This window comes from Gluconobacter roseus NBRC 3990 (assembly GCF_006538885.1).
GTDB classification, from domain to species: domain Bacteria; phylum Pseudomonadota; class Alphaproteobacteria; order Acetobacterales; family Acetobacteraceae; genus Gluconobacter; species Gluconobacter roseus.
Genome location: NZ_BJLY01000002.1, coordinates 677,923 through 702,729 on the forward strand (window position 1 = coordinate 677,923; position 24,807 = coordinate 702,729).

33 protein-coding genes and 1 tRNA gene are annotated in these 24,807 nt (G+C 58.4%); 3 read left to right on the forward strand and 31 right to left on the reverse strand.

The features are described from left to right. Positions 1–81 precede the first annotated feature (81 nt). Positions 82–603 carry a TlpA family protein disulfide reductase gene (locus tag GRO01_RS07120; protein WP_231490342.1) on the forward strand — a complete coding sequence of 174 codons (522 nt, stop codon included), beginning with the start codon at positions 82–84 and terminating at the stop codon, positions 601–603. Between the two features lie 41 nt (positions 604–644). On the opposite strand, the gene GRO01_RS07125 is transcribed toward GRO01_RS07120, so the two are convergent. From GRO01_RS07125 to GRO01_RS07180, 12 genes are all read right to left on the reverse strand, one after another. Then, positions 645–2,333, reverse strand: coding sequence for a M3 family oligoendopeptidase (locus tag GRO01_RS07125; RefSeq protein WP_062509998.1), 1,689 nt, complete (start codon positions 2,331–2,333; stop codon positions 645–647). Between the two features lie 41 nt (positions 2,334–2,374). Then, entirely contained in the window at positions 2,375–3,586 is a 1,212-nt protein-coding gene (locus GRO01_RS07130) for a pyridoxal phosphate-dependent aminotransferase (RefSeq protein WP_062509997.1), read from the reverse strand. Then, on the reverse strand, positions 3,583–4,785 hold the full coding sequence (locus GRO01_RS07135) for a pyridoxal phosphate-dependent aminotransferase (RefSeq protein WP_062509996.1): 1,203 nt from the start codon (positions 4,783–4,785) through the stop codon (positions 3,583–3,585). Before GRO01_RS07135 ends, GRO01_RS07130 begins: the two co-directional genes overlap by 4 nt. 139 nt (positions 4,786–4,924) lie before the next feature. Next, the gene (leuB, locus tag GRO01_RS07140) at positions 4,925–6,034 is read right to left on the reverse strand and encodes a 3-isopropylmalate dehydrogenase (RefSeq protein WP_062509995.1); all 1,110 of its coding nucleotides are present in this window, start codon (positions 6,032–6,034) and stop codon (positions 4,925–4,927) included. Then, entirely contained in the window at positions 6,031–6,657 is a 627-nt protein-coding gene (leuD, locus tag GRO01_RS07145; protein ID WP_062509994.1) for a 3-isopropylmalate dehydratase small subunit, read from the reverse strand. Before leuD ends, leuB begins: the two co-directional genes overlap by 4 nt. After that, entirely contained in the window at positions 6,657–8,084 is a 1,428-nt protein-coding gene (gene leuC / locus GRO01_RS07150) for a 3-isopropylmalate dehydratase large subunit (protein WP_062509993.1), read from the reverse strand. Before leuC ends, leuD begins: the two co-directional genes overlap by 1 nt. Before the next feature lie 21 nt (positions 8,085–8,105). Next, positions 8,106–8,498: a 50S ribosomal protein L19 gene (gene rplS, locus GRO01_RS07155; RefSeq protein ID WP_062509992.1), complete on the reverse strand. Its 393-nt coding sequence runs from the start codon at positions 8,496–8,498 to the stop codon at positions 8,106–8,108. A gap of 24 nt (positions 8,499–8,522) precedes the next feature. Next, positions 8,523–9,227, reverse strand: a complete 705-nt coding sequence (gene trmD, locus GRO01_RS07160) for a tRNA (guanosine(37)-N1)-methyltransferase TrmD (protein ID WP_062509991.1) — start codon at positions 9,225–9,227, stop codon at positions 8,523–8,525. Continuing rightward, positions 9,224–9,766, reverse strand: a complete 543-nt coding sequence (gene rimM, locus GRO01_RS07165) for a ribosome maturation factor RimM (protein WP_062509989.1) — start codon at positions 9,764–9,766, stop codon at positions 9,224–9,226. The genes trmD and rimM overlap by 4 nt, the downstream gene beginning before the upstream one ends. Before the next feature lie 28 nt (positions 9,767–9,794). Next, positions 9,795–10,139 (reverse strand): 30S ribosomal protein S16, encoded by a 345-nt coding sequence (gene rpsP, locus GRO01_RS07170; RefSeq protein WP_062509988.1) that lies wholly within the window; start codon positions 10,137–10,139, stop codon positions 9,795–9,797. A gap of 41 nt (positions 10,140–10,180) precedes the next feature. Next, positions 10,181–11,608 carry a signal recognition particle protein gene (gene ffh / locus GRO01_RS07175; RefSeq protein ID WP_062509986.1) on the reverse strand — a complete coding sequence of 476 codons (1,428 nt, stop codon included), beginning with the start codon at positions 11,606–11,608 and terminating at the stop codon, positions 10,181–10,183. A gap of 128 nt (positions 11,609–11,736) precedes the next feature. Further along, entirely contained in the window at positions 11,737–12,264 is a 528-nt protein-coding gene (locus GRO01_RS07180; RefSeq protein ID WP_062509985.1) for a Spy/CpxP family protein refolding chaperone, read from the reverse strand. A gap of 222 nt (positions 12,265–12,486) precedes the next feature. On the opposite strand from GRO01_RS07180, the gene GRO01_RS07185 reads away from it, so the two are divergent. Next, a tRNA-Ser gene (locus GRO01_RS07185) sits at positions 12,487–12,576 on the forward strand. 128 nt (positions 12,577–12,704) lie between these two features. Here GRO01_RS07185 and GRO01_RS07190 read toward each other — a convergent pair. From GRO01_RS07190 to metX, 4 genes are all read right to left on the reverse strand, one after another. Beyond that, a complete protein-coding gene (locus tag GRO01_RS07190) occupies positions 12,705–13,994 on the reverse strand; it encodes a DEAD/DEAH box helicase (RefSeq protein ID WP_062509984.1) in 1,290 nt (429 codons plus the stop codon). 294 nt (positions 13,995–14,288) lie between these two features. Beyond that, the gene (locus tag GRO01_RS07195; RefSeq protein ID WP_062509982.1) at positions 14,289–14,897 is read right to left on the reverse strand and encodes a nitroreductase family protein; all 609 of its coding nucleotides are present in this window, start codon (positions 14,895–14,897) and stop codon (positions 14,289–14,291) included. A gap of 109 nt (positions 14,898–15,006) precedes the next feature. Then, positions 15,007–15,612, reverse strand: a complete 606-nt coding sequence (gene metW, locus GRO01_RS07200; RefSeq protein ID WP_062509980.1) for a methionine biosynthesis protein MetW — start codon at positions 15,610–15,612, stop codon at positions 15,007–15,009. Then, positions 15,612–16,802, reverse strand: a complete 1,191-nt coding sequence (metX, locus tag GRO01_RS07205; RefSeq protein WP_062509978.1) for a homoserine O-acetyltransferase MetX — start codon at positions 16,800–16,802, stop codon at positions 15,612–15,614. The genes metW and metX overlap by 1 nt, the downstream gene beginning before the upstream one ends. A 415-nt stretch (positions 16,803–17,217) precedes the next feature. Between metX and GRO01_RS07210 the strand changes: the two genes are divergently transcribed. Next, entirely contained in the window at positions 17,218–17,955 is a 738-nt protein-coding gene (locus GRO01_RS07210; RefSeq protein WP_231490340.1) for a glycoside hydrolase family 99-like domain-containing protein, read from the forward strand. 23 nt (positions 17,956–17,978) lie between these two features. Here the strand turns inward: GRO01_RS07210 and GRO01_RS07215 are convergent, their stop codons facing one another. From GRO01_RS07215 to GRO01_RS07285, 15 genes are all read right to left on the reverse strand, one after another. After that, positions 17,979–18,959 (reverse strand): tyrosine-type recombinase/integrase, encoded by a 981-nt coding sequence (locus tag GRO01_RS07215; RefSeq protein WP_231490337.1) that lies wholly within the window; start codon positions 18,957–18,959, stop codon positions 17,979–17,981. Between the two features lie 215 nt (positions 18,960–19,174). Continuing rightward, a complete protein-coding gene (locus GRO01_RS07220) occupies positions 19,175–19,366 on the reverse strand; it encodes a hypothetical protein (protein WP_062509974.1) in 192 nt (63 codons plus the stop codon). Further along, complete coding sequence (locus GRO01_RS07225) at positions 19,363–19,611, reverse strand: DUF7446 family protein (RefSeq protein ID WP_062509972.1); 249 nt, start codon at positions 19,609–19,611, stop codon at positions 19,363–19,365. Before GRO01_RS07225 ends, GRO01_RS07220 begins: the two co-directional genes overlap by 4 nt. Beyond that, the gene (locus tag GRO01_RS07230; protein ID WP_062509970.1) at positions 19,611–20,252 is read right to left on the reverse strand and encodes a hypothetical protein; all 642 of its coding nucleotides are present in this window, start codon (positions 20,250–20,252) and stop codon (positions 19,611–19,613) included. Before GRO01_RS07230 ends, GRO01_RS07225 begins: the two co-directional genes overlap by 1 nt. Beyond that, a complete protein-coding gene (locus tag GRO01_RS07235) occupies positions 20,249–20,566 on the reverse strand; it encodes a hypothetical protein (RefSeq protein ID WP_062509968.1) in 318 nt (105 codons plus the stop codon). The genes GRO01_RS07230 and GRO01_RS07235 overlap by 4 nt, the downstream gene beginning before the upstream one ends. An 85-nt stretch (positions 20,567–20,651) precedes the next feature. Continuing rightward, positions 20,652–20,927: a hypothetical protein gene (locus tag GRO01_RS07240; RefSeq protein ID WP_062509966.1), complete on the reverse strand. Its 276-nt coding sequence runs from the start codon at positions 20,925–20,927 to the stop codon at positions 20,652–20,654. Beyond that, on the reverse strand, positions 20,927–21,100 hold the full coding sequence (locus tag GRO01_RS13310; RefSeq protein WP_156053214.1) for a hypothetical protein: 174 nt from the start codon (positions 21,098–21,100) through the stop codon (positions 20,927–20,929). The genes GRO01_RS07240 and GRO01_RS13310 overlap by 1 nt, the downstream gene beginning before the upstream one ends. Beyond that, complete coding sequence (locus GRO01_RS07245) at positions 21,097–21,396, reverse strand: hypothetical protein (protein ID WP_062509964.1); 300 nt, start codon at positions 21,394–21,396, stop codon at positions 21,097–21,099. The genes GRO01_RS13310 and GRO01_RS07245 overlap by 4 nt, the downstream gene beginning before the upstream one ends. Next, complete coding sequence (locus GRO01_RS07250; protein ID WP_062509963.1) at positions 21,393–21,986, reverse strand: 3'-5' exonuclease; 594 nt, start codon at positions 21,984–21,986, stop codon at positions 21,393–21,395. Before GRO01_RS07250 ends, GRO01_RS07245 begins: the two co-directional genes overlap by 4 nt. Then, positions 21,983–22,846, reverse strand: coding sequence for a recombinase RecT (locus GRO01_RS07255; protein WP_062509961.1), 864 nt, complete (start codon positions 22,844–22,846; stop codon positions 21,983–21,985). Before GRO01_RS07255 ends, GRO01_RS07250 begins: the two co-directional genes overlap by 4 nt. Positions 22,847–22,850: 4 nt before the next feature. Beyond that, positions 22,851–23,312, reverse strand: coding sequence for a siphovirus Gp157 family protein (locus tag GRO01_RS07260; protein WP_062509959.1), 462 nt, complete (start codon positions 23,310–23,312; stop codon positions 22,851–22,853). Further along, a complete protein-coding gene (locus GRO01_RS07265) occupies positions 23,309–23,599 on the reverse strand; it encodes a hypothetical protein (protein ID WP_062509957.1) in 291 nt (96 codons plus the stop codon). Before GRO01_RS07265 ends, GRO01_RS07260 begins: the two co-directional genes overlap by 4 nt. Before the next feature lie 28 nt (positions 23,600–23,627). Continuing rightward, positions 23,628–23,816 (reverse strand): hypothetical protein, encoded by a 189-nt coding sequence (locus GRO01_RS07270; protein WP_062509955.1) that lies wholly within the window; start codon positions 23,814–23,816, stop codon positions 23,628–23,630. Continuing rightward, positions 23,816–24,043 carry a hypothetical protein gene (locus tag GRO01_RS07275; protein WP_062509952.1) on the reverse strand — a complete coding sequence of 76 codons (228 nt, stop codon included), beginning with the start codon at positions 24,041–24,043 and terminating at the stop codon, positions 23,816–23,818. Before GRO01_RS07275 ends, GRO01_RS07270 begins: the two co-directional genes overlap by 1 nt. Positions 24,044–24,431: 388 nt before the next feature. Next, entirely contained in the window at positions 24,432–24,800 is a 369-nt protein-coding gene (locus GRO01_RS07285; protein WP_141306896.1) for a hypothetical protein, read from the reverse strand. Positions 24,801–24,807: the final 7 nt, after the last annotated feature.

Sequence of the window (24,807 nt, forward strand, 5' to 3'; positions counted from 1 at the left end):
GTAGGATTTGGGCTTTAATCATCTGTTCCTGTCATTCTGCGTTATGGCATGCAGAAGACAACATCAATGAAAGCCTTTTTCATGCGCCGTTCCTTTCTTGCCGCTGCCGGCCTCGGTCTGGCGCTCACCGCAACCCTTCCGGCACAGGCCGCATCCACCATGCCAGCAGTCCCTGCACCCCAGCTGAGTGAAACATCAGCCCCTCCTGTCGCCACGCCCTATCCGGACACGGCGGTGGCTCATGATCAGGTGGCGCAGGCCTTTGCACTGGCGCAGAAAACGCACCGCAAGGTCCTGCTCGATTTCGGTGGCAACTGGTGCCCGGACTGCAAGATGCTCAGCGGCATCTTTGCCCTGCCTGATGCCGCACGCTGGCTGGACAGCCAGTTCGTCGTGGTCCCGGTTAACGTGGGACGCATCAACACCAACCTTGATCTCGCCGAACGCTATGGCGTGACGATCAAGGCCGTGCCGACCGTCATCATCGTAACACCGGACGGCCATGCCCTGAACGGCGACGGCTCTACGGCGCTAGGCAATGCCCGCAGCATGTCTCCGCAGGCCGTTCTGGACCTCATCTCAGGCTGGAACAAACGCGGATAAGCCCTTGAGGCTCCGGCTTTTTCCGGAGCCTCACTCCAAACTCAGAGGGCAAGGACCTGCTCGGCCTCATGCATGACCTCTGCCAGAACATCGGCCTCGAACGGAGAGGTCAGTCCCGCTTCGGACACAAGCTGGGCGAAGGGTTTCGAGCCGCCCTCAGCGCAAAGCCTGCGATACGTTTCCAGCGTCCCTTCCCGATCCAGACGTGAACCCAGCCAGAGCTGCAACGCACAGCACTGTGCCAGCGCATAATCAATGTAATAAAACGGCAGACGGTAGATATGGAGCTGCGCCTGCCAGCGTCCACCCTTCGCCGGATATTCCAGATCACCCCAGTCCCGCCACGGCATGTAAAGCTTTTCAAGCCGCTGCCATGTCTCGTGCCGTTCCTCCGGCGTCATGTCCGGACGGGCATAAACTTCATGCTGGAAGTGATCCACGCAGACGCCGTACGGGAAGAACGACAGCGCATCGATCAGATGCATCCGGCGATACCGATCCGCCGCACCCTCTTCAACCAGTTCGCCAATCTGCGGCCAGGTCAGGAACTCCAGCCCCATGGAATGGATTTCCGCAGCCTCCATGGTCGGCCAGAGCTGATCGATCCACGGCAAATCACGGCTTTTCCAGTTCTGGAACGCATGACCCATCTCATGGGTGAAGACCCCAATGTCATTATGGGTGCCATTGAAATTGGCAAAAATATAGGGCGTTCCAACTGTTGGAAATGATGTGCAGAACCCGCCACCAGCCTTGCCGTCCCGGTTCTTCAGATCAAGATACCCCAGATCCCGCATCTGGACGTAAAAGTCGGCCATTTCCCCCGAAGGATCTAGCTCGCGGAACATGGTTTCCGCCCGTGCAACCAGCAGATCATGGTCACCTGCGGGTTCAGGATTTCCCTGAAGGTCAATGAGAGCCTCGTCCCAGGCCATCAGTCTGTCGCAGCCCATTTTCAGGCGGCGACGCTCCATAAGCGAACTGATAAGCGGCGTGACATAAGCCAGCACCTTTTCACGGAACGCTGCAACCTGCTCCGGACCATAATCCGTGCGGCGCATCCGGCGATAACCAAGCTCGATATAGTTCTCAAAGGCAAGCGTCTTCGCCATCCGGTCACGCAGGGCGACGAGCTTGCCATAAAGCGCGTCCAGCTCTGCTCCGTTCTTCTCAAAGAAGGTCCAGCGCGCCTTTTCGGCGTCATGACGGATTTCGCGATCCAGTCCCTGAAGATAAGGCACCAGCCCAGACAGATTGAGCGTCTTGTCATCGAACGGAATTTTCGCCGATGCGAGGAGCGCGGTGTATTCTCCCGTCAGCCGTGCCTCTTCCTCAAGATCCGTGCTGATACGCGGATCAAAGGTTGTCGTATCCGATTCCCAGAGCCGGACCACATGCGGCGTCACGATGGCCTCAAGACCTTCACGGTCAGAATCCGCCAGAAGGCGCTTCTTCACCGTCACCTCATGATCGGTCGCAACCGGAGACAGCCGATCGGCATAATCCCGGTCCGCTTTTGCAGTCTCGTCCTGCGTATTGCGCGAAAACTGTAAATGGACGTGCGATGCCCAAGACTCATACTCGCGTCGGACCGCATCAAAAGCCTGAAGGGCTTCCACGCGATCACCCGCATCAAGCATGGCTGCGATGGCATCGTAACGGGCCTTGAGCGACTGTTCGTCAGGCCGGGGAAAAGACAGTTCGGAAAAGGGAGGGAGCGTCTTTGTCATGGCACAATTCTGCCAGTCTCCCGCCTTTGCGTCCATGCCTGTCAGGGCCGTCGGATCTCACCCACAAACTGCGCGATCCGGCGGCAGGCTTCCGCAAGCTGTTCATCCGATGCCGCGAAGGACAGACGCAGATACGGACTGTATCCGAACGCAGATCCCGGCACTGTTGCGACATGCACTTCGTCCAGAAGCGCTTCCGCAAAGGCCACATCCGTATCGAGTAGCCGTCCCTGTCCCGATGTTCCGCCGATCAGGGCTGCCACGCCCGGATAGGCATAGAACGCGCCTTCCGGCATCACGCAGGTCAGACCCGGCACATCCTGAAGCGCTCCCACAACAAGACCGCGCCGACGCTCATACGTCTCCAGCATCCCGGCGATCCCATCCGCATCCCCATCCAGAGCAGCGACCGATCCAGCCTGAGCGAGCGTGCACACGCCGGAGGTGGAATTTCCCTGAACCGCGATCATCCCCTGGATCAGTGGAACCGGTCCGCAGGCAAAGCCGACACGCCATCCCGTCATCGCGTAGGCCTTGGCCATCCCGTTCACGATCAGGATGCGATCCGCCAGATCCGGCGCAACACTCAGCAGGGACAGGTGTTTGCGACCATCAAACGTCAGATGCTCATAGATCTCGTCACTCATCACGAGGACATGCGGCGCATCACGCAGCACATCCGCAATGGCTTCGAGATCCTGCCGTTCGAGGATGGCACCTGTCGGATTGTTCGGGAAGTTCAGCACCAGCCATTTCGTCCGGGGCGTAATAGCCTCGCGGATGGCTTCGGGATCGGGACGGAAACCATTTTCTTCCCGACAGCGAATTTCGACCGGAACCCCGCCAAGCATCCGGGTAATCAGCGGATAGCTGACCCAGTACGGCGCAGGCACGATGACTTCATCGCCGGTTTCCAGCGACACCATCAATGCATTGAAGATGACCTGCTTGCCACCATTCGCAACCATGATCCGGTCAGGCGTGACCTCCAGACCATTATCACGACGGAACTTCCGGATGATGGCCTCGATCAGTGGCTTCTGACCCGGAATTGGCGGATAGCCGGTATCACCGGCCTTGGCCGCAGCATAGGCAGCTTCGATCGCCTCGGGTGGCGATGGAAAATCCGGCTGCCCCAGTGCAAGCGAAATAACATCCGCGCCCTGCGCCTTCAGTTCACGTGCGCGTGCCGCCATCGCAATCGTTGCGGGCTTGGGAAGCCCTGCGAGGCGTGAAGCGATGGTAAAACTCATGAAAGCCCCTGACAGAAAATCTGAATCCGGGTGCAGGCTTCCTTTAGCAGTTCCGTGCTGGTTGCATAGGAAATGCGGAAATACCCCGGCGTCAGAAACGCCGTACCATGCACGGCCGCAACTCCGGTCTCTTCAAGCAGGGCATTCACAAAAGCCTCGTCGCTGTCGATGAAGCGTCCCCCCTTGCTTGTCTTGCCCAGAACTCCGGCAATTGACGGGAACGCATAAAATGCCCCTTCCGGAAGCGCACAGCTCAGACCTGGCGCATCATTCAGCATCCCGATGACCAGATTGCGCCGTTCCTGATAGACCGCCACCATTTCGGAAATGAAATCCTGTGGACCGGACACGGCTTCCTGCGCAGCAGCCTGCGCAATGGAACACGGATTGCTCGTGCTCTGTCCCTGCAGTTTGACGAGCTGCCGGGTCAGTTCAACCGGAGCCGCGGCAAATCCGATCCGCCAGCCCGTCATGGCATAGGCCTTGGACACGCCGTTCATCGTCACGGTGCGTGAACGCAGACGCGGCTCGACCTGCACCACAGTCTTTGCAACGACGCCGTCATACAGGAGCTTGGCGTACATATCGTCTGTCAGGATCCAGATATCCGGATAGTCCAGCAACACATCCGTCAGGGCCTTGAGTGCCTCGGTATCGTAAGCCGCGCCTGTCGGATTACAGGGCGAGTTAAGGCAGAGCCACTTTGTCTGGGGCGTGATCGCGGCACGAAGCTGTTCGGCGGTCAGACGGAAGCCGTTTTCCGGGTTCGTCTGGACAATGACGGGCGTGCCATCAGCCAGCGTCACGATATCGGGATAGGAGACCCAAGCAGGAGCCGGAATGATGACCTCGTCCCCGGCATTCAGGGTCGAGACCATCACATTATAGATAACCTGCTTGCCGCCCGTGGAAACACAGATTTCCTCGGCCTTGTAATCCAGATCGAAATCAGCGTTCAGACGCGCCGCCACGGCCTTGCGAAGCTCAAGCGTTCCTGCAACGTCCGTATATTTCGTCTTGCCGGCCTCAATGGCCCGGATCGCCGCCCGTTTGATGAAGTCAGGCGTATCGAAATCCGGCTCACCTGCGGAAAGGCTGATGATGTCACGGCCTTCAGCCTTCAGGGCACGCGCTTTCTGGGTCACGGCAATCGTCTGGCTGGGAAGGATACGGTTCAGACGGTCGGCAATAAAGGACATGACAGGTTTCCGGATCATTTCGATATCGCGATCCTAGACGCGTTCGAGCAGTTTTGACCACAGCCCGCCGGGCGACAGACAACAAAAAAGGCGCCCTTCCTTTCGGAAAGACGCCTTGAAAATAGGTCAAAGCTGAAACTCAGGCCAGTTTTTCCATCTCGCGAAGAACCGCCTGCCCCATCATTTCAGTCCCGACGCGCGCCATCCCCGGCGACATGATATCGGCGGTCCGCAGACCCGAAGCCAGAACGTTGGACACGGCCGTCTCGATCAGATCCGCATCTTCACCCCGGTTGAGCGAGTAACGCAGCAGCATGGCGAAGGAGAGGATCTGGGCCAGAGGATTGGCGATCCCCTTGCCTGCGATATCCGGTGCGCTGCCATGGATCGGCTCGTACAGGGCATTGCGTTTGCCATCAGCACGAACCGGACCAAGCGTGGCCGACGGAAGCATGCCAAGCGACCCGGTCAGCATGGAGGCCAGATCGGAAAGAATATCGCCAAACAGATTACCCGTGACAATCACGTCGAACTGGTTCGGATCACGGACAAGCTGCATGGCGCAGTTATCAGCCAGCATGTGGGACAGCTGGACGTCCGGATATTCGCGTTTGTGAATGTCGATCACGACTTCCTTCCACAGGAGGCCGCTTTCCATAACATTGCACTTCTCGACCGAGCAGACGCGGTTGTCGCGTTTGCGGGCGAGATCGAAAGCCACACGGGCCACGCGCTCAATTTCTGAAGTCGTATAGACTTCCGTATTGATCCCGCGGCGCGAGCCATCGGGAAGCGTCTCGATCCCGCGCGGCTCACCGAAATAGATGCCACCGACTGTCTCACGGACGATCATCAGATCCAGTCCGCGCACAACTTCCGGCTTCAGAGCAGACGCATCGATCAGAGCATCAAAGAGCTTGGCCGGACGCAGGTTGGCGAACAGTTCAAGTTCCTTGCGGAGCTTGAGGATCGCGACTTCCGGACGCTTGTCAAAACTGACATGGCTCCAGGCCGGATCACCAACCGAACCGAACAGGACGGCGTCGGACTGACGGGCCAGCTCAATGACTTCATCGCGGATCGGCACGCCATGCACCGCCAGAGACGCCGCACCGACGAGTTCTTCCGTGATTTCAAGCTTCAGCCCGCGATGTGCACTCATCCAGTGCACGATCCGTGCGACTTCGCGCATGACTTCCGGGCCGATGCCGTCTCCGGCCAGAACCAGAAGCTTGTGTGCGTCGCTCATTTTGAAGTTCCCATGGTAATTGACGGCACCCAGGCACGGCTCGGACGGTGCTCGAAACTGGTGATCTCGGCATCATGCGCCATGGTCTGTCCGATATCGTCCAGACCTTCCAGCAGCATGTGGCGGCGGAACGGATCGACATCGAAAGCGATGGTTTCACCGTTCGGACGCACGATCACCTGACGTTCCAGATCCACCGTCAGACGCGAATTTGACCCTTGACGGGCATCATCCATCAGTTCGTCGCAGATCTCGCGCGGCAGCCGGATCGGGAGAATGCCATTCTTGAAGCAGTTATTGAAAAAGATGTCGGCAAAGCTGGGCGCAATAACGCAGCGGATTCCAAAATCCAGCAGCGCCCAGGGCGCATGCTCACGCGAGGAGCCGCATCCCAGATTATCGTATGTGATCAGGATCTCGGCATGCCGGTAAGGCTCCTGATTGAGCACAAAATCCGGATTTTCATTGCCATCGGCGTCATAACGCTGGGCCGCAAAAGCGTTCTTGCCCAGACCAGTCCGCTGAATGGTCTTGAGAAAGCGCGCCGGAATGATCTGATCCGTATCGATGTTCTCGGTCGGCATCGGCGCCGCAATGGCGGTCAGTTCCGTGAACTTGTCCATCAGACCGTCTCCTTCACCAGTTCACGCACGTCGCACAGACGTCCCGTAACAGCCGCTGCCGCCGCCATGGCTGGCGAGCACAGATGCGTCCGCCCACCCGGACCCTGACGTCCTTCGAAATTGCGGTTGGATGTCGAAGCGCAGCGCTGACCCGGCGTCAGACGGTCCGGGTTCATGCCCAGACACATCGAACAGCCTGCCTCACGCCATTCAAAACCGGCATCCAGAAAGACCTTGTCCAGACCTTCAGCCTCGGCCGCATGCTTCACCAGCCCGGAGCCCGGAACGATCATGGCGCGAACACCTTCCGCCACGTGACGTCCACGAACCACGTCCGCAGCAGCACGCAGGTCTTCCAGACGGCTGTTCGTGCAGGAACCAATGAACACCACATCCACGGGCGTTCCGGCGATCGTCTGTCCGGCTTCAAGGCCCATATAGTCCAGCGCACGCTGGATCTGGGCCGCACGTGCCGGGTCCGCCTCATCTGACGGAGACGGCACGGACCCTGTAATCGGCAGCACGTCCTGAGGGCTCGTACCCCAGGTGATGGACGGGACGATTTCTTCAGCGGCGAGCGTGACTTCCGTATCGAAATAGGCGCCTTCATCAGAAGCCAGGCTGCGCCAGTAATCACAGGCCTGCTCGAACGCCTCACCTTTCGGGGCAAACGGACGGCCCTTCACATAGGCGAAGGTCGTCTCATCAGGGGCCACCAGACCGGCACGCGCACCGGCTTCGATGGACATGTTGCACAGCGTCATGCGGCCGGCCATGTCCAGATCGCGGATCGCAGAGCCAGCAAATTCAATGACATGCCCGGTCCCGCCAGCGGTACCGATCCGGCCGATAATGGCCAGCATGATGTCCTTGGCGGTCACGCCGGGGCCGACCTTGCCCTCGACGGAGACGCGCATGTTCTTCGCCGGCTTCTGCAGGATCGTCTGGGTCGCGAGCACATGTTCGACCTCGGACGTGCCAATGCCAAACGCCAGCGAACCGAGCGCACCGTGGGTGGAGGTGTGGCTGTCACCGCAGACAATCGTCATACCCGGTAGGGAAATGCCCTGCTCCGGCCCGACAACATGCACGATGCCCTGAGAGGCGGAGCGCAGCGGGAAATAGGGAACGCCGAACTCGGCGACATTCTTCTCAAGCGTTTCGATCTGGAGGCGGCTTTCCGGCTCCTCGATCGGCTTGGAACGGTCGGACGTGGGAACGTTATGGTCCACCACGGCCACCGTGGCATCCGGACGACGCACGCGACGCCCGGACATCCGCAGGCCTTCAAAAGCCTGCGGACTTGTCACCTCATGAACGAGGTGCCGGTCGATGTAGAGGATGCACGTCCCGTCCTCGAGACGTTCGACGACATGATCGTCCCAGATCTTGTCAAAAAGGGTCCTGGGCGAATTGGTAACGGGCATCCTGTCTCTACTCCGAACGGTTTAGGAAGCGGCCTTGCTGTCCGCCTTCGGCAGATCGCGGGGACGCTCGGCAATACGGGCGGACTTGCCCGAACGGCCACGCAGATAATACAGCTTCGCACGACGGACCTTACCGCGACGCACGACTTCGATGCTGGCGATCGACGGTGCGTACAGCGGGAACACACGCTCCACGCCTTCACCGTTGGAGATCTTGCGAACCGTGAAGTTGCTGTTCAGGCCCTTGTTGGAACGGGCAATGACAACGCCTTCGAAGTTCTGCACACGCTCACGCGTACCTTCGACAACGCGGACGCCAACGCGGACCGTGTCACCTGCAACGAACTCGGGAACAGCGCGAACGCCGGAAAGACGCTCGATCTCGCGCGCCTCATACTGCTGGATAATGTTCATGACCAAACTCCTGAAAACAAAACTTCAATGGACCTGCTGTCGTGCCAGATACGCATCCCAGAGGTCCGGGCGGCGCGCCTTCGTGACGGCGATTGACTGTTCATGGCGCCAGCGGGCGATGGCACCATGGTTGCCGGAGAGAAGAATGTCGGGCACGTCCTGCCCGTCCCACACTGCCGGCTTGGTGTACTGTGGATATTCAAGAAGCCCGTCGGCAAAGCTCTCGTCCTGACCGCTGACGTCCGATCCCATGACGCCGGGAAGAAGACGGACGCAGGCATCCAGAAGCGTCAGGGCGGGAATTTCTCCACCCGACAGCACGACATCGCCCATGCAGAGCTGCTCGATATCGTGCTTTTCCAGAACGCGTTCATCCACCCCTTCGAAACGGCCGCAGAGAACGACGACCCCCGGACCGGACGACAGACGCTCCGCATCTTCATGCGACATGCGCCGTCCCCGCGGTGTCGGATAGACGACCGGACGACCATCCAGCGCGGGAAGCGCCGAGAGGGCCGTATCCAGAACGTCTGCCCGCATCACCATGCCGGCTCCGCCACCGAAAGGCGTGTCATCCACGGCCCGGTGACGTCCCAGTCCGTGCTGGCGCAGGTCATGCGCCTCACAGGACCAGATCCCCCGCTCCAGCGCCCGGCCCGCAAGGGAGAACCCAAGCGGCCCCGGGAACATGTCCGGGAAAAGGGTCAGGATATCCGCGCGCCAGCTCATGCCCGCACCTGGACCTCGCCGGACAGATCCCCCTCGACCTCGACTTCAACGGGAGGGATGAGAACCACTTCCCGTTTTGCAAGGTCCACGCGGGGCACACAGGCCAGCGTGAACGGCACGATCAGACCACGATCCACTTCGAGGCTGACGCCTGCGCCGTAATCGTGAACTACCGAAACCGTTCCCAGAACATCCCCGTCTTCCGAGACTGCCGTCATGCCGATCAGATCGGCATGATAGAACTCGTCATCCCCGGTATCGGGAAGAACCGCACGCGGAACATACAGCTTGGCATTGACCAGCCGCTCGGCAGCATTACGGTCAGGAAGATCCTGCCCGTCTGCATCCGTGAGCGCGGCAACGCCCGCCGAAACCCAGCGCGCCGTCCATGTCCTGCCCTGCGCATCATGCAGCGTACCGAGCGTCTCGACCGAAGCCGGATCGTCAGTGGCAGCATGAAGATGCACCAGACCGCGAACACCGTGCGGGCGACCGACGGTAGCAATCAGGACATCACTGTCAGGGTTGAAGCGGGGCACGTCTCGGACTTCCTGAAAAGCGGCTCAATCAGGCCGCGGCAGCAGCGGCGGCAGCCTTGGCGCGCTCCTGAGCCTTCGCCTTCGGAGCGGACTTCTTCGGCTGCTCGTTGTAGGTTGGCTTCGGAGCAAGGCCTGCATTGCCGAGGAAACGGGCAACACGGTCCGTGGCGAGGGCGCCGTTGGACAGCCAGTGCTTGATGCGGTCGTCAACCAGACGGATACGGTCGGCATGGTCAGCCGGCAGCATCGGGTTGTAGGAACCGACCTTCTCGATGAAACGGCCGTCGCGCGGGCTGCGGCTATCAGCAACAACGATGTGGTAGTAAGGACGCTTCTTGGCACCTGCACGTGCAAGGCGGATCTTGAGGCTCATGAAATACTCCTGAGAGACAGACTTGTAAAAAACGGGGCGGATCAGCCGAAGGGCGGGCGTCCACCGGGCTTACCCCCGGGGCTACCCATGCCCTTCATCAGATCAGCCAGACCACCTGCACCACCCATGCCGCGCATCAGGCCACCAAGGCCCATTTTGCTGATACGCTTCATCATGGTGGACATGTCGTTGAACTGTTTGAGCAGACGGTTGATCTCCGGAACCGTGGTTCCCGAACCAGCCGCAATGCGCTTCTTGCGGGACGCCTTGATGATCTCGGGCGTCTTGCGCTCCTGCTTCGTCATCGAGGAAATGATGGCCTTGTGACGTTTGAAGATCGACGTATCGAGCTCCTTGTCACCCAGCATATCCTTGATCTTTCCCATCCCCGGCATCATGCCGAGAATACCGGAAATCGAGCCCATGCGGTTGATCTGGTCGATCTGGGAGACATAGTCATCCAGGTCGAACTTGCCCGCGAGCATCTTCTTGGCGACGCGCTCGCCTTCCTCGTGATCGAGGGTTTCGGCCGCACGTTCCACCAGCCCGGCCACGTCACCCAGACCGAGAATACGGCCGGCAACGCGCTCGGGATGGAATTCTTCAAGCGCTTCAAGGTTCTCACCCGAGCCCGTCAGCTTGATCGGCGCACCGGTGATGGCCTTCATGGACAGGGCCGCGCCACCGCGGGCATCGCCGTCCATACGGCTCATGACAACGCCGGTGATGCCGACAGCCTCGTTGAAGGCCTTGGCCGTGTTCACGGCGTCCTGACCGGTCATCGCATCGACGACCAGCAGCGTCTCGGCCGGCTTGGTGAGCGTGCGGATTTCCCGCACTTCATCCATCAGCGCCTCATCGATCGACAGACGGCCTGCCGTATCGAGGATGACAACATCATAACCTTCAAGACGACCCGTTTCGAGCGCACGCTTTGCGATCTGAACGGGAGACTGGCCGGCAATGATCGGCAGGGCCTGAACACGCCCCGTCTTGGCGTTGACGCGCTCAGCCAGTTGCTGGAGCTGGAGCTGCGCCGCCGGCCGCTGGACGTCGAGGCTGGCCAGAAGGACTTTCTTGTGCTCGCGACTGGACAGACGCAGGGCGATCTTACCGGAGGTCGTGGTTTTACCCGAACCCTGCAGACCCACCATCAGGACCGGCACCGGCGGATTGGCGGACAGGTTCAGCGGAACCGCCCCTGCCCCGCCAAGCGCGTCGATCAGTGCATCATTGACGATCTTGGCCACGGCCTGACCGGGAGAAACGCTTTCCAACACTTCCTGCCCGACCGAGCGTTCACGGACCTTGTTGACGAAGTCCCGCACCACAGGCAGCGCAACGTCCGCCTCCAGCATGGCGAGACGCACTTCACGCATGGCCTCGGTGACATCAGCCTCCGAGAGCTTCCCGTTCTTGGAAAGCCCTTCGAGGACACCGGACATCTTGCCTGAGAGTTGATCGAACAACGGGTCACCTTAAAGCAAACAGAAACACGCCACTGCGCGAGTCTTCGCGAGGTGGCGTGTCCGGAAACAGGACTGCTCTATCGACTTGGCACCGAAGCGTCAAGCGATAGACGCAGGATCAGCAGTTTTCAGGGCATATCATCCGGATCGCCCTCGGGCGGATGACCCATCAGCGCTTTCATCTGCTCATGGAGAGCCTTGAGCTTGTCCATGGTCTCCTTGGCTTTCTGGCGCTGTTCCGGCGTCAGAAGATCATGAAGCTGTTCCATGGTCTCCAGATGTAGTGCGGAGACCTTGGCCTTGACTGCATCTTCCTGCTTGCTCAGGTCCGCAAGAGCGGAGCGATCCAGATCACCAGCGGTTTCAAGCGCAGCATGGATCTTGTCCTCGATGGCGCGCCCTTCAAGACGCAGGGCATGCTCGTCCTGATGCGCCTTTTCGAGGATGGTCTTGAGTTTCGCCTTCTGCACGGCCGTCAGTGTGATGCCAGGTGGAATGGGAGGCATCATGTGACCTGGACCACCATGGGGTCCTCCCGGAGGCGGCTGGACGCTGTCAGGAGCATGATGCCCTTCGGCAGACGCCACAAGTGGAGCCACCGCCAGCCCGAGAGCGGCGATGACAGGAAGAAAAGCAGCGGGACGAAAGATCGTCATGGACGTCATATCCTTGGAGGTTATGGCAGCCGGAGACGCAGATATCGCGCCTCCATACCCTCCTAAATGGCACGCTTCAATGTTGCTGACCTCCCCCTCCTGCGTTTCAAAAAGTAAGGCGGAAGGGTTCATGTAACACGACGACTTGACGGCAGACGCTTCCCGTCGCATGAAGCATCCAGATCCGCATAGGGCTTTTCAGAAATGAGACCCTTTTCGGATGGAGAGGTGGCCGAGTGGTTTAAGGCAGCGGTCTTGAAAACCGCCATACGTGAGAGCGTATCGTGGGTTCGAATCCCACCCTCTCCGCCAGATTTCCAAACTGAGTTCCGAATCCAGCACTCCCCAAACCGGGCTGAGCCTCTGCTCTGTCTTTTGGTTTTCAGACACAAAAAAACCGCCTCTGCAGAGACGGTTTTTAGATTATCCAAAAAGCTGGATCAGCGTGGGCGCGGACCACCGCGTCCGGGTGCGCCACCACGGCCGCCACCCGGACGGCCGCCCGATGGCGGGCCTGAGCGACGGCGCCCACCCCCACCGCCGCCACGACCGCCACCCAGAACCGGTGGACGCAGCGTCGACAGACGCGCTTCTTCGGAATGGAACGGATGATCGGTCACGACGGGAATAGGCTTGCCAATCTTCTTCTCGATATCCTTGAGCCATGCGCGCTGCTCGGCATCACACAGCGATACCGCACAGCCCTCACGTCCCGCACGAGCCGTCCGGCCGATACGATGGACGTAGGATTCAGGAACGTTTGGCAGATCGTAGTTAAAGACGTGACTGACCTCATCCACGTCAATGCCACGTGCGGCAATGTCCGTTGCAACAAGCGCCTTGATGGAGCCGCTGCGGAAACCGGCCATGGCGCGCTCACGGGCACCCTGGGACTTGTTGCCGTGAATGGCTTCTGCGCGGATCCCGTTCTTGTTCAGGAATTCGGCAACTTTGTTGGCTTCGTGCTTCATCAGCGTGAAGACCACGGCACGTGCAACGCTCGGGCTTTCCAGCAGCATGAGAGCCGCATCTTTCTTGCTGTCTGAGTCAACGAACATGACAGCCTGATTGATACGATCAACGGTGCTCGACTCAGGCGTTACCTGAACCGTCGCCGGGTCCTTGAGGAGTGAATGGGCCAGATCGCTGATGGAGGACGGCATGGTCGCCGAAAACAGCAGGGTTTGACGCTGCTTCGGCAGCAGAGCCATGATGCGCTGAATATCGCGCACAAAGCCCATGTCCAGCATCCGGTCGGCTTCATCGAGGACGAGGATTTCGAGACTGGAGAGATCAATGTACTTCTGGCCGATCAGATCCAGAAGACGCCCGGGAGCAGCAACGAGAACGTCAACTCCACGACGAGTTGCCTCGATCTGACGCCCCTGCCCCACACCACCGAACACGACGGCATAGGAGAACTTCATGTGCCGCGCATAAGCAGCGAAGCTCTCACCGATCTGGGAAGCCAGTTCGCGCGTCGGCGCGAGCACCAGCGCACGGACACCCTTCGGCGGCGCAGGACGACGATTTGAGAAGATGTGGTTCAGGATCGGCAGTGCGAATGCTGCGGTCTTGCCTGTTCCGGTCTGGGCGAGACCCAGGAGATCACGTCCTTCCAGCAGATAGGGAATGGCACCAGCCTGAATCGGCGTCGGCGTGACATAACCTTCTTCAGCAAGGGCCTTCTGAATTGGCTCGGCAAGCTTGAGTTCAGCAAAACTGGTCATGGACCTCTCCTTTGAGACGGCAAGGTCATGCTCAGGCAACCGCACCGCTATATATTCTGCCAAGCCACTGGCCGCAGGCATTCATGGCAAATGACAGTATGCCCTGACTCGCCGTTAAAACCGGACCTGAAACAGGCCCGGACAAAAGAAACCGGCGGGATCATGAGATCGTCATTACGCTTCAGTAGACTGGCTCTGAAGTGCTCGTGGGATGTAGGACAACATTTGTCCCATTGCAAGGAGACAGCTAACACCCACTTGAAAAAGCTCTTGTTATTTCTTGAGATTTTGCAATCAAGAGAAGCAGTCGTACTGAACCACTGCATCAAGAGGCAAAAATCCGCCGCGCGGCCGGGGAGATGATGCCTCACGTCCAAGCGCGACAAACATCACAATCTCATGATCTTTTGGAAGATTGATAATCTTTCCGACCTGATCAAAATCGAATCCGTCCATGGGGCAGGTCTGCAGACCATGCGCCGATGCGGCCATCATGAGGGCATAGGCCGCCAGACCGCAGGAACGAAGCCCCTCATCCCGCTGCACCTGTTCACGTCCTTCATAATAGGACCGAATCATTTTGATGTATCCGTCCCGCACGGACTCGGGTGCATCCTTCCAGTACCGGGCAGGATCTTTCTCCCAGGCCTTGATATCAGCGCACATTACGATAAGGGCGGCACAGTCCTCGACCTGCGGCTGGTCCCAGGCAGCAGCCCGAATCCTGCGGCGCTGCTCCCTGTCGCGGACCACAAGGAACCGATGGTTCTGGATATTGAAAGCCGTAGGCGCATGACGTGCAGCTTCCAGAATGGCCGTCAGTTCTGCATCAGCAATCTTGTAGTCCGGATCAAAATGCTTGGTGGCACGCCGTGACGCGATGGCCTGAAGGATTTCGCTCATAAATCGGGAGCTCCGCTTTGACTGTTCGATATTCAGATTCTGACAAAACAGAATCCGCGCGGGAGTCTAACCGAAGCCATAAGCGAAGGTTGCAAACTGTGTATGAGACTTAGTGGCCCGCCCGCTTGAGAAGGAACATCGCCTGCTCCCCAAACAGATTGGCGAGCCTGATGGAGCGGCGCCAGGGAGCACGGGCTCCGTCCTCATCAATCGCTAGCCACTGTTGAACAACGTACCCTTCTTCTTCACAAAGCAGAAGAAAATCCTGGATCGTGCAGGGATGAATGTTCGGCGTGGAATACCAGGGCGTGCTCCAGACGGACGTCATTGGCATCCGTCCAGTCGTCAGAAGCTGAAGCCTCAGCCGCCAGTGACCAAAATTGGGAAAAGAGACAATGGCGTGACGTCCAATCCGGAGCATCTGCCGCAGGACCTCACGCGGCCGCTCAACCGCCTGTAGTGTTCTTTGCAGGACCACGTAATCGAACGTGTCATCCGGATAATCCGCCAGATCATGATCCGCGTCGCCATGCATTACCGGCAGGCCATGTGCGACGGACTGCGTAACATTCTGCATGTCGATCTCGATCCCGCGGGCGTCGCAGGAGCGCGTGCGATACAGATAGTCAATCAGCGTGCCATCTCCGCTACCAACATCGAGAACGCGGGCGCGCGGTGCGATCATTTCGGCAATGAGCCGCTGGTCTACACGCATCAGCAGTCTCCCTCCAGAAGGGCCGCATGTTCGGCAGCACCATTGATGAAGCCCCGGATCGTCCGGTCAAAATCCGGCTCATCCAGCAGGAAAGCGTCATGCCCGCGATCGCTTTCGATTTCGACGAAAGAAACGTTTGCTCCTGCCCGGTTGAGCGCGCGAACCAGCAGGCGGGACTGGGACGTCGGAAAAAGCCAGTCCGAACTGAAAGACACGACACAGAAGCGGGTCTGTGAATTGCGGAAGGGGTTAGCGAGGTCACCATCATGCTCGGCGGCCAGATCGAAATAGTCCATCGCCCGCGTAATGGTCAGATAGGAATTGGCGTCGAACCTGCGCACGAAGGTTGAGCCCTGATGTCGGAGGTAGCTCTCAACCTCGAACATTTCCCCGAACAGCGACGGACTGCTCGATGCAGGAACGGCTGTCGCGGCGTCGTGCCGGACGCGCCGTCCGAACTTACGGCTAAGTGCTGCTTCGGAAAGATAAGTGATATGCGCCATCATCCGCGCAACACCGAGCCCCCGTGCGGGAATAGCGCCGAAATCCCTGTAATGGCCATTATGCCAGTCTGGATCGGCGAAAATAGCCTGCCGGCTGACTTCATTGAACGCGATGTTCTGGGCCGAGTGGAACGGAGATGTTGCAATAGGCATGACTGCGAACACGCGCTCCGGAAAGTCGGCAGCCCATGTCAGAGCCTGCATCCCACCCATGGACCCACCGATAACCGCAAACAGACGCTCAATGCCCAGATGATCGATCAGCTTCGCCTGAGCTGCCACAATGTCATGCATGGTAATGGGGGGGAATTCACTGTCCCACGCCTTCCCGGTCTCCGCACAGATCGATCGGGGACCAGTCGTTCCCATGCAGCCGCCGAGAACATTGGAGCAGATCACGAAGTAACGGTCCGTATCGATCGGCAGACCCGGCCCTACCATCCGGCTCCACCAGCCGGGTTTTCCGGTCAGAGGGTTTTTTTCGGCAAGATATTGGTCACCCGTCAGTGCATGACAGACCAGGATCGCATTATCGCGTTTTGGCGAAAGTGTTCCATAGGTGCAGTAAGCGATCTCCAGAGGCGCGAGATGCACACCACATTCCAGATCGAGACCGTTATCCAGCCGCACGGTCTGGTGTGTGTAAACCGGACCATCCGCGATGGTCGGTGATGCGCTGATGTCCATCGCTAACCCGCCTCTGATGCCAGGAATGAGGACAACATGCCCTCGGGCGCCACGGTATGGCACCGCCGGACGGTACGATCAAATCTCTTTTGGGTTGACGATCAATTAACGACTTGAAGAAAGTTAAAAAAACGTAAAAAACTAATGCATGTTGAATGTGTTTGCTCATGTCCCCTCTGACACCTCACAGACCTCACCATTTCCGGTTGATGCGTCGCCGTTGCAGATTTTAGGACATTCAGGAACATTCGATGCATTCTATTACATCAAGACCAATCCCGATCTGACCAAGCTCGGAACGGGAGTTCTGCGGCATTATCATCAGCATGGATGGCGCGAAGGACGGAAACCCAACCCGTTCTTTGACCCGCACTGGTATCTCAGCCAGAACCGCGATGTTATTGGCGATCCTTTATTGCACTACATTCTGCGCGGAGAGCAGGAAGGCCGCCGTCCGATCGCATGGTTCGATCCCGTATGGTATGCGCGCACCTATTCGGTCCCGGGAGGAATGCTGGCACTCGCCCACTATTTGCTGAACCGTCATAATACTCCGCTGCGTCCGATCCCGGAATTTGATCCGGACTTTTATCTACGTGCGTATCCCGATGTCGCAAAAGCGGGCCTGGATGCTCTTGAGCACTACATGATTCAAGGCTTTCGGGAGGCAAGGAAGCCCTTCGACGGGTTTGATCCACTCTATTACAGACGCAAATATCTTCGTCATTCTCCTGACAGCAATCCATTACTGCATTATTTGGAAAATCGCGATCGTCCGGACGTTCATCCAAGCAGTCCGGAAACAGAAATATCCGTCTTTGGAGAGATCAAGAGGCGGAGCAAACCCGGACCGCTATTCGAGAAAGTGCGCCCGCTTCCAAAAAGCGCCATCCGTCGCGCACGCGTTCTGGCCTATTATCTGCCGCAGTTCCACACCATTCCCGAAAATGACGCCTGGTGGGGTGAAGGTTTTACGGAATGGACCAATCTGCCCCGCGGCATTCCCCGTTTTTCAGATCATTACCAGCCACGCATTCCGCGGGATCTGGGCCATTACACGCTAAATTCGCCGGAAATTCTTGAACGGCAGGCAGCAATGGCGCACGCTGCCGGAATCGAAGGCTTCGTTTTCTATTTTTACTGGTTCAACTGAGGATTTCCTTAGTTTTCAATAGGTTATAAGTCGGTTTCCAGCAGTTTCCAATTTCCGGTTTCCACCTTGGAAATTGCGTCTTCTGCCATGCGCCTTTGGTCCACGGACCGGGTGTAGTGCTCGACCATTTTAAGCGTCTTATGACCCGTGATCGCTGCGATCTCATGCGTTGAGCATCCAGCCTCAGCGAGAAGCGCAGCGGCCAGCTTTCTGAGCCCATGGACATTGAACCCCTTTGGCAGGAGACCGCGCTCTTGAGCGTCATTCATGCTTCGCGTGACGTTGTAGACTGTCATGGCGCCGCCCCGGACGCCGGTTAGAATATGGTCGCTGGTCCGGGGCCAGCCCTTGATAGCCTTGGCAAGAACCGGGTGAAGCGGGATCCAGAGTTCTGTTCCTGTTTTCTGCTGGATGACGTGGATGGCATTGCCGCGAATGTCAGACCACTTCATGGCGCATAGATCCCCTCGCCTCTGCCCGGTGAACAACGCAAGAACGACGACACGCGATAGATGTGCAGGCAGGTTCTGAATTGCCTCGCGCGTCATCTCCTTAGTCCAGGCCGGAAAAGGCTTGTAAGGCAGCATTCCGATCCGAGCCGCGGCATTTGCTTCCACCCATTCCCGGTCGAGCGCCCATGAGAGAAAAGCACTGGTGGACTGGATGAACTGATTGGCTGCTCCGGTGCCCCTGTCCCTAGCAAGAGTATCTCGAAACTGCAGGATCACACGTCGGCGCAATTCCTTGAGCGGGACATGCTCGATACGTTCGAGTTCTTTCAGATAGATGATGCGGCTTCGTTTGGTGCTGGCTTTCGTGGCAGCCCATTCAGGGCTTCCATAGTAAAGACGGAGGACTGCCCCGATGGTGCCGGGGATCGGCCCTCTCGGGACGTCGGTCTTTCGCTTTTTGGGGTAGTAGTATTCCCGAACCGTGCCGTCAGCGAGCGTCTTTCGAACGACCTTTAGATCGTCTCGCTTCGGAGGAAATTTCTTCACAGGCACGGGCTACCGCCATTTCAGTGTTTGGTGACATGGAAACACCCACAGCGTCGAGCATCATTGCGTCAACAGCATGGATGTCCCATCGCGGGCTTCTGGGGCCAAGGTGAAGAGAGGGCTGCGGAAGCCTCCCTTGCGATACAAGGCGCGGGAGGCACGCGGGAGATGTGCAGAGCCTCTTCGCCAGTGCCGTTCGATCGAGCCAGCGTTCCAGTGCCTCACTCATCCCGCCCCTCCGCGTCCATGGCTGCGTCGATGGTATGTCGAATATCCATAAGATCAGCGGGAAATGATCTCTGATATCGGGCCAGAACTACATCTTTCCACCGACCGTACGAGGCGTGCTCTCCGACCACCACATCCTGTTTGGCGATCCAGTCTAGCCGCTCCGTATCTGTCCGCCCGCTCATGCCGGGTCTCCTGCACGTTCGATGCGGACGACGAATTGCTGATCTCCGCCGCCAAACTTCACTTCTACAGCCGCACCCTTTTCGGGCATCTTCCCATCGAAAGCATAAGCGACAAAGGCTTGCAAAAACTCGTTTGTCGCGTCTCTTGTTTCTAAGGCGTCGGTTTCAGATTTGCCAAAACGCGCCAGAACAACCCGATTGGACAGCGGAGAAAATCTGATCTTGATGTTGTCGATTGCGGACATCACTCCCCTCCCTCGCGTGTGAGGGCGGCGCGGGCGATTTCAATGCAATCTTTGTGCCCCTTAGGGTCCCAAAAACCTTTTGCCGTCTCATCAATATAAAACAGCGCATTTCGGAACTTTTCGTTCTCCTCCTCCAACACCTTCACCCTCGCCTCCAGCGCGGCGACGTTGGCGGGACGGATGTAGAGCGCAGTCGTCTCATAATGGCTCTTCAGGGGAGACAGGCTGGCTGTGGAACAAGCCATGTTATTCTCACGCTCGGGCAGCTCTGACGCATCAATCCACGCAACCGGTTCCTGCCCTTCCGCATCCCCCCGGTCCCGCCATGCGGCATACTCGGTGACGATTTCGAGAACATTGGATAGGAAGAACTCGTTCTGGTCTTTCTGCCATTGCACTACGTCGGCCCGTTCCGGCGTGCGGTTAGAAGCATCCTTTTGATCCCGGCAGAACAGTTGCGCCCGCGACAGATCCGCCTCCTTCCGTCGCTGTTCTTCCGCGCCTAAAGCCATGGCTTGATCAACATACTTCTGTGCCAAGACGCCACGGTGATGGTCACACGGATCGTTAATGATGCTTTTCAGGCGCATAACCATCTTGTCCCGCGTCCGAACCGCGCTGCTCTGTCCTGTCTGGGTCATTTCGCGGGGCTCCGGATGGCTTCAGCGGCGTTTTCGAAAGCCTCAAAGGCTTCCTGACTGAGTTCACCAAGAGTGACTTCACCTGTTTCAAAATCAGGCAGAGACCCCTGCTCCTGCACGATGGTGTGGGCTTTATCCTCGCAAAGCTTCGCGCATCGCTCCCTCTCCGCCGCCACAGCCTCGGCAAGCTGTTCGGATGTGTAGAGCTCGGTCCCAAGCGGCATATAGGCGCCTGTATCAAGCGTTCGCACCATCGGCCTATCGTCAGAATATCGTCCGTCAACGCGGGCAACCGGCTTCATCTCACTCATCATCAAACACTCCCCGGCCGCTGACCGGCCGCAAGGTGGAACAGGATCACGAGGGCAAGCGCCTCGCAGATGGTGGGGATTAGGGAGGTCATGCTCCCACCTCGTCAGCCGACTGTTCCTTTGGCGTCAGGGCCGCGACACGACCGTCAGAAGCAATGGCTTCGGCTATCTCGAGGGGCGTGCCGTGGACCAGCATTCGACCGGAAGGCTGGATGTATTCGGCAACGTGCAGCCATGAACCAATTCCCTGCATGTCGCCATTACTCATGACAGGAAATGCAGGCCCGACCTCTGAAACAGGCAGCAGGATCGCTTCTTCACCACCGCGTTTATGGACAGGATAAACCAAGAGAAAATCAGCCATTATGCGTTCCAGTTCTCAATCTTTAGCAGGCCGCACTCGCGGCGGATTTCGTTGTCGTCGTGGCGGAGGTCGGCAAGGCACGGCAGGGCTGCTGCACGCTCGATCCGCTCCATGAGGAAGGATCGCGCAATCACGTCGCTCAGGTCCTCGTTGATCTCGCGGGGGTGGGTCATGCCGCCTCTCCTGTAATTGCGGCTTTGGATGCTTTATCGAGACGGGCGAAGCGCTCTCGCTCAAATGCAATCCAATCAGGGTTCAGGTCAGCGCGTCGAATGTATCCGTCAGCAATGCGTGCGCGGACAACCGTCAGGCTCATGTTCTTCAAGGCCGCCGAGTGCATTAGGCGTTCTCCGTGGAAAAACCACTTGTGGCTCTCGGCGATCTCCAAAAGTGCATCTCCGCTCAGGACCAATGCTTCTCCGGGCACGAACTTGCGGGGCTTAGGCGCCATAGGCGTTTTCCACTTCATGCCGCCTTTCCCATGCGCTTCATCTCGAAGTAGATCCGAGCACAGGCCCGGACATCGACCAGGGCGTCATGCGCGCCCTCAAGCGCCTCGCCGTAGAAATGCTGGATGCATTCTTCGAGCTTTGGCGCTTTGGGCTTGATGATCCCGGCCGCACGCATGCGAGGCGTCGGCGGCAGGTTCACCAGAGGCGCTGCAGCTTCCATCGTGCAGAACTGCGCTTCCGGCAGCTTCCACTCTGCACGCTTGGCCCGGGCGTACATCGTCGCCACGATCTGCCGGTCAAACTGGATGTTGTGTGCAACCAGCAGGTCGGCGCGGCTCGTCAGGTCATAGAACAGGACGGATGCCACCTGCTCGCGGATGCCATAGCGTGCGGCCTTCTCCGTCGTGATGCCATGGACGGCCGCAGCCCTCTCCGGCACTGTCCATCCGTCCGGGCGGATAATGACGTTCACGCACGCCTCTTCCTGCCCTTGGTCGTCTGTCAGGATGGCCGCGAGCTGGACGCAATGCGGCTGATCCTCATGGCCGGTCGGAAGTCCGGGCTTCGCCAAACCTGTGGTTTCCGTATCGAAGAACAGGATGCTCATGCCGGCATCTCCTCGGCCGGGACTTCTGCGTTGGCGTCGGCCTGCTGACGTTCAGCCTCGTGCAGCGCGCCATACCGATCCGCGAACAGGTCGGTGACATCAGCCAGCACTTCCTCGGAGATCGGACGTCCTGCGTCACGAGCCTTGGCTTGCGTCTGCTCCCACTTCTTTTCGAGGGCCAGAACGCAACCCGTGTCAGAGCAGGCCTTGAGGCGACTGGTGAAGAACGCGACGTGATCGACCGGGCGTTCTTCTTTGATCTGCTGGCACTTGGGCGTGACATCGACCGGCCCCTGATTGGAAACGCTCTTGCGGAAGTCGTCCTGCGGAATGTCGGCAGCTTCCTCAGCCGTGATCAGACCGCGCAGCACGTCCGGGAAGGCATCACGCAGAGCGAAGCCGCGGGCGCGCATCTGGAGCATGCGCTTCGGGTACTGCTTCCACGGCCCCTGTTTGGTCCACAGGGCTGCATCTTTCGCATCCTGCACACTGAACCGGGCTTCAACCGGGGACTTTCCTTTACGCTTGGCGACGCAGATGGCCGTCATACGGTCCCCCTCGCCTTCCAACGTCTCGACCACGTCGTCACAGACCGGAGAGGCCTTCACGAGACCAAGCAGAGCATCACCCCAGACGCTCGGACGGCCATTGATGACGGCGATATTCTGCATGGACTGCATCGGCGCCAATCCAAGCTCAGAGCCCATCTGGACCGCGATCAGGATGGCCGCTGGCTTGCCGACATAATCCTTGGGGACCATGCCGCTCCCAGCCGCGATTTCGGCAAAGCGCATCAGTTCACTGAAGCTGTTGATCTGGATTGCAGGCGCATGCCCCTGCGTCGTCGTAACTGCGGTCATCGTCTCAAGCCCTTCTGATGACGAGCGTCGGAGCGCCCGTGGAGAGTTCTGCGCCAGCAACAGGCATCCCGGCCTTGAGGCGCTTGGTCAGCGCGGCCCGGTCCAGCTTGTCCGGCTGTGGAATGAAAAGTTCAGGAGCGGCGCCCCGAAGCGCCTTCTCGTCCTTGATGGTGGCTGACGTGGACCCGGCCCGGACGGCAGCGATCATCCCGCCATGTTCGAAATCGAGGACGCCGTTGTCCTTCATCGAGGCGAACAGCGCGGCCCGGAGATTGCCTTCCGCTCCCTTGAGCTTTGCGGCGGCTGCCTCACAGGCCAGGATCATGTTCACCGTCGGACCGTCCGGATCATTGGCGCCACGGATCGCCGTCAGTGCTGCGATGTAGGCATCAATGGCAGGCTTGATCTCTCTGGCGTGGATCTCGTTGGCCACGTCGCGGATATCGCGGGTCAGAGTCTGGCTCATGCCACGTCACCCATCCGCAGAAGCGGCGTGCGCAGGACGTGCGCCACGATCCGGGACAGGCCCGCAATGGTCTGGCTCTTGATCTGCCGGTCGGTATCGAGCGCGATGTTCGCGGCATCGAGATAACGCTGCCAGTGCAGATCATGCTCTGCCTGGTCCCCCGCCATATCGGCCCGGCCTGCGGCATTCAGGCTCACACAAGCGGCCTTACGGAACTGGCGGCGCTTCATTTCCAGATACGGAACATGAGCTTTAGACACACTTCGGGCGTTTGCTGTTTCACGCATTTCAGAAATTCCTGGGTTTATTTGCCGGTCAGGCGGTTTCGAGGGCTTTTGCGTTGATCTCGTGCCGGAGATTGATTGCCGAGCGCGCCAGCCTGAACTTCACGTCGAACACTTCATCGGAGTTCAGGTGCTTGAGGGCTTCTGCGACGTCCGGGCGCATCATGAAATTGCGGGCCGCGTGCATATCGCTGATGGCTTTTTCGAGAGCCTGGGACATCACGCATCCTCCATCATCGAGATGGTGACGCGCTGGTCTGCGATCTGATCTTCAAGAGCCAGCAGTTCAGAGAGCTGATCATCGTTCGGATCTTCCAGAACGTCGATCGCGTCATACGCATCCTGCAGCCCGCGCAGGTAATCGTATTCGTCATCCAGAGCCGTGTTGCCAACGCCGTAGCGGGCATCAAACGCACTCTGTGAGAAATTGTCAGGCAGGTTCGCCATTGTGGTTCTCCCTCGCCGCTTCGTGCGGTGTAGAGAAACCATGTGTGATGCGTCACACCTTGTCAATCATAAAATGTGATGCGTCACACCGTTTATCGAAGAAAAAACCCGACCGGAGTCGGGTTCTCCTCCCTAGCGGGAAAGGGGTAGTGAATCCTTCAAATCGGAACTTGATACGTGGAGTTGAGAAGATACCTTGTCGAGTAACTCCGAAAGATGGTTTCTCCAAAAATAGTCGAAATCGGTTATCGTCACTGCATTGGGAATATCACCCGAAAGAGGTGTTCGCCAGATCAATCCGTCAACGTCTGGATGAGATATAGATGGTGCTGGATTTCCGATGGAAAGATAAAGAACATCTGCGAAGGAATCATAGGAAACATGAAGATCATTCGTCATTTTCTCCTCCTTCTGAATCTGCTCCGTCTTTAGCCCAAACCATTGTAGTTGGAATCGGATCACTCGAATAAAAAGCAGTCGATACGAAATTCCCATCCGGGAGTCCCGTTTTCACGGAAACGCGCATCGAATGAGAAGTTTGCGTCAGTGTCCTTTTGCCGACAATGATATATGCGTCCTTCCGCCTGGCATCCGCATGAACATAATGTGGATCCCCAAGAGTTTCATACAGATCCGGAAAATCAACTTCTGGATGGTTATCAACAATATGTTGCCATGACGACGTAGCTAGCCAAACGTCCCCACCAATTATCGGATTTGGGCAAGGAATCCGAAGAGCCAATCTTTTGCCAGTCATAGTCCGT

Coding starts and splice junctions, on each gene's coding strand:
- GRO01_RS07125 (WP_062509998.1), bottom strand. CDS start 2,333: ATGACAAAGACGCTCCCTCCCTTTTCCGAACTGTCTTTTCCCCGGCCT.
- GRO01_RS07265 (WP_062509957.1), bottom strand. CDS start 23,599: ATGCGTGAAACAGCAAACGCCCGAAGTGTGTCTAAAGCTCATGTTCCG.
- GRO01_RS07260 (WP_062509959.1), bottom strand. CDS start 23,312: ATGAGCCAGACTCTGACCCGCGATATCCGCGACGTGGCCAACGAGATC.
- GRO01_RS07240 (WP_062509966.1), bottom strand. CDS start 20,927: ATGGCTGATTTTCTCTTGGTTTATCCTGTCCATAAACGCGGTGGTGAA.
- metW (WP_062509980.1), bottom strand. CDS start 15,612: ATGCGTGTAGACCAGCGGCTCATTGCCGAAATGATCGCACCGCGCGCC.
- GRO01_RS07285 (WP_141306896.1), bottom strand. CDS start 24,800: ATGACTGGCAAAAGATTGGCTCTTCGGATTCCTTGCCCAAATCCGATA.
- GRO01_RS07220 (WP_062509974.1), bottom strand. CDS start 19,366: ATGAGCGGGCGGACAGATACGGAGCGGCTAGACTGGATCGCCAAACAG.
- GRO01_RS07235 (WP_062509968.1), bottom strand. CDS start 20,566: ATGATGAGTGAGATGAAGCCGGTTGCCCGCGTTGACGGACGATATTCT.
- GRO01_RS07180 (WP_062509985.1), bottom strand. CDS start 12,264: ATGACGATCTTTCGTCCCGCTGCTTTTCTTCCTGTCATCGCCGCTCTC.
- rplS (WP_062509992.1), bottom strand. CDS start 8,498: ATGAACATTATCCAGCAGTATGAGGCGCGCGAGATCGAGCGTCTTTCC.
- GRO01_RS07190 (WP_062509984.1), bottom strand. CDS start 13,994: ATGACCAGTTTTGCTGAACTCAAGCTTGCCGAGCCAATTCAGAAGGCC.
- rpsP (WP_062509988.1), bottom strand. CDS start 10,139: ATGAGCCTCAAGATCCGCCTTGCACGTGCAGGTGCCAAGAAGCGTCCT.
- GRO01_RS07225 (WP_062509972.1), bottom strand. CDS start 19,611: ATGTCCGCAATCGACAACATCAAGATCAGATTTTCTCCGCTGTCCAAT.
- GRO01_RS07270 (WP_062509955.1), bottom strand. CDS start 23,816: ATGTCCCAGGCTCTCGAAAAAGCCATCAGCGATATGCACGCGGCCCGC.
- trmD (WP_062509991.1), bottom strand. CDS start 9,227: ATGAGCTGGCGCGCGGATATCCTGACCCTTTTCCCGGACATGTTCCCG.
- leuB (WP_062509995.1), bottom strand. CDS start 6,034: ATGAGCGACGCACACAAGCTTCTGGTTCTGGCCGGAGACGGCATCGGC.
- metX (WP_062509978.1), bottom strand. CDS start 16,802: ATGGACATCAGCGCATCACCGACCATCGCGGATGGTCCGGTTTACACA.
- leuC (WP_062509993.1), bottom strand. CDS start 8,084: ATGCCCGTTACCAATTCGCCCAGGACCCTTTTTGACAAGATCTGGGAC.
- GRO01_RS07250 (WP_062509963.1), bottom strand. CDS start 21,986: ATGAGCATCCTGTTCTTCGATACGGAAACCACAGGTTTGGCGAAGCCC.
- GRO01_RS07255 (WP_062509961.1), bottom strand. CDS start 22,846: ATGACCGCAGTTACGACGACGCAGGGGCATGCGCCTGCAATCCAGATC.
- GRO01_RS07120 (WP_231490342.1), top strand. CDS start 82: ATGCGCCGTTCCTTTCTTGCCGCTGCCGGCCTCGGTCTGGCGCTCACC.
- GRO01_RS07230 (WP_062509970.1), bottom strand. CDS start 20,252: ATGACCCAGACAGGACAGAGCAGCGCGGTTCGGACGCGGGACAAGATG.
- GRO01_RS07195 (WP_062509982.1), bottom strand. CDS start 14,897: ATGAGCGAAATCCTTCAGGCCATCGCGTCACGGCGTGCCACCAAGCAT.
- GRO01_RS13310 (WP_156053214.1), bottom strand. CDS start 21,100: ATGACCCACCCCCGCGAGATCAACGAGGACCTGAGCGACGTGATTGCG.
- leuD (WP_062509994.1), bottom strand. CDS start 6,657: ATGGACAAGTTCACGGAACTGACCGCCATTGCGGCGCCGATGCCGACC.
- GRO01_RS07245 (WP_062509964.1), bottom strand. CDS start 21,396: ATGAAGTGGAAAACGCCTATGGCGCCTAAGCCCCGCAAGTTCGTGCCC.
- GRO01_RS07130 (WP_062509997.1), bottom strand. CDS start 3,586: ATGAGTTTTACCATCGCTTCACGCCTCGCAGGGCTTCCCAAGCCCGCA.
- GRO01_RS07275 (WP_062509952.1), bottom strand. CDS start 24,043: ATGGCGAACCTGCCTGACAATTTCTCACAGAGTGCGTTTGATGCCCGC.
- GRO01_RS07135 (WP_062509996.1), bottom strand. CDS start 4,785: ATGTCCTTTATTGCCGACCGTCTGAACCGTATCCTTCCCAGCCAGACG.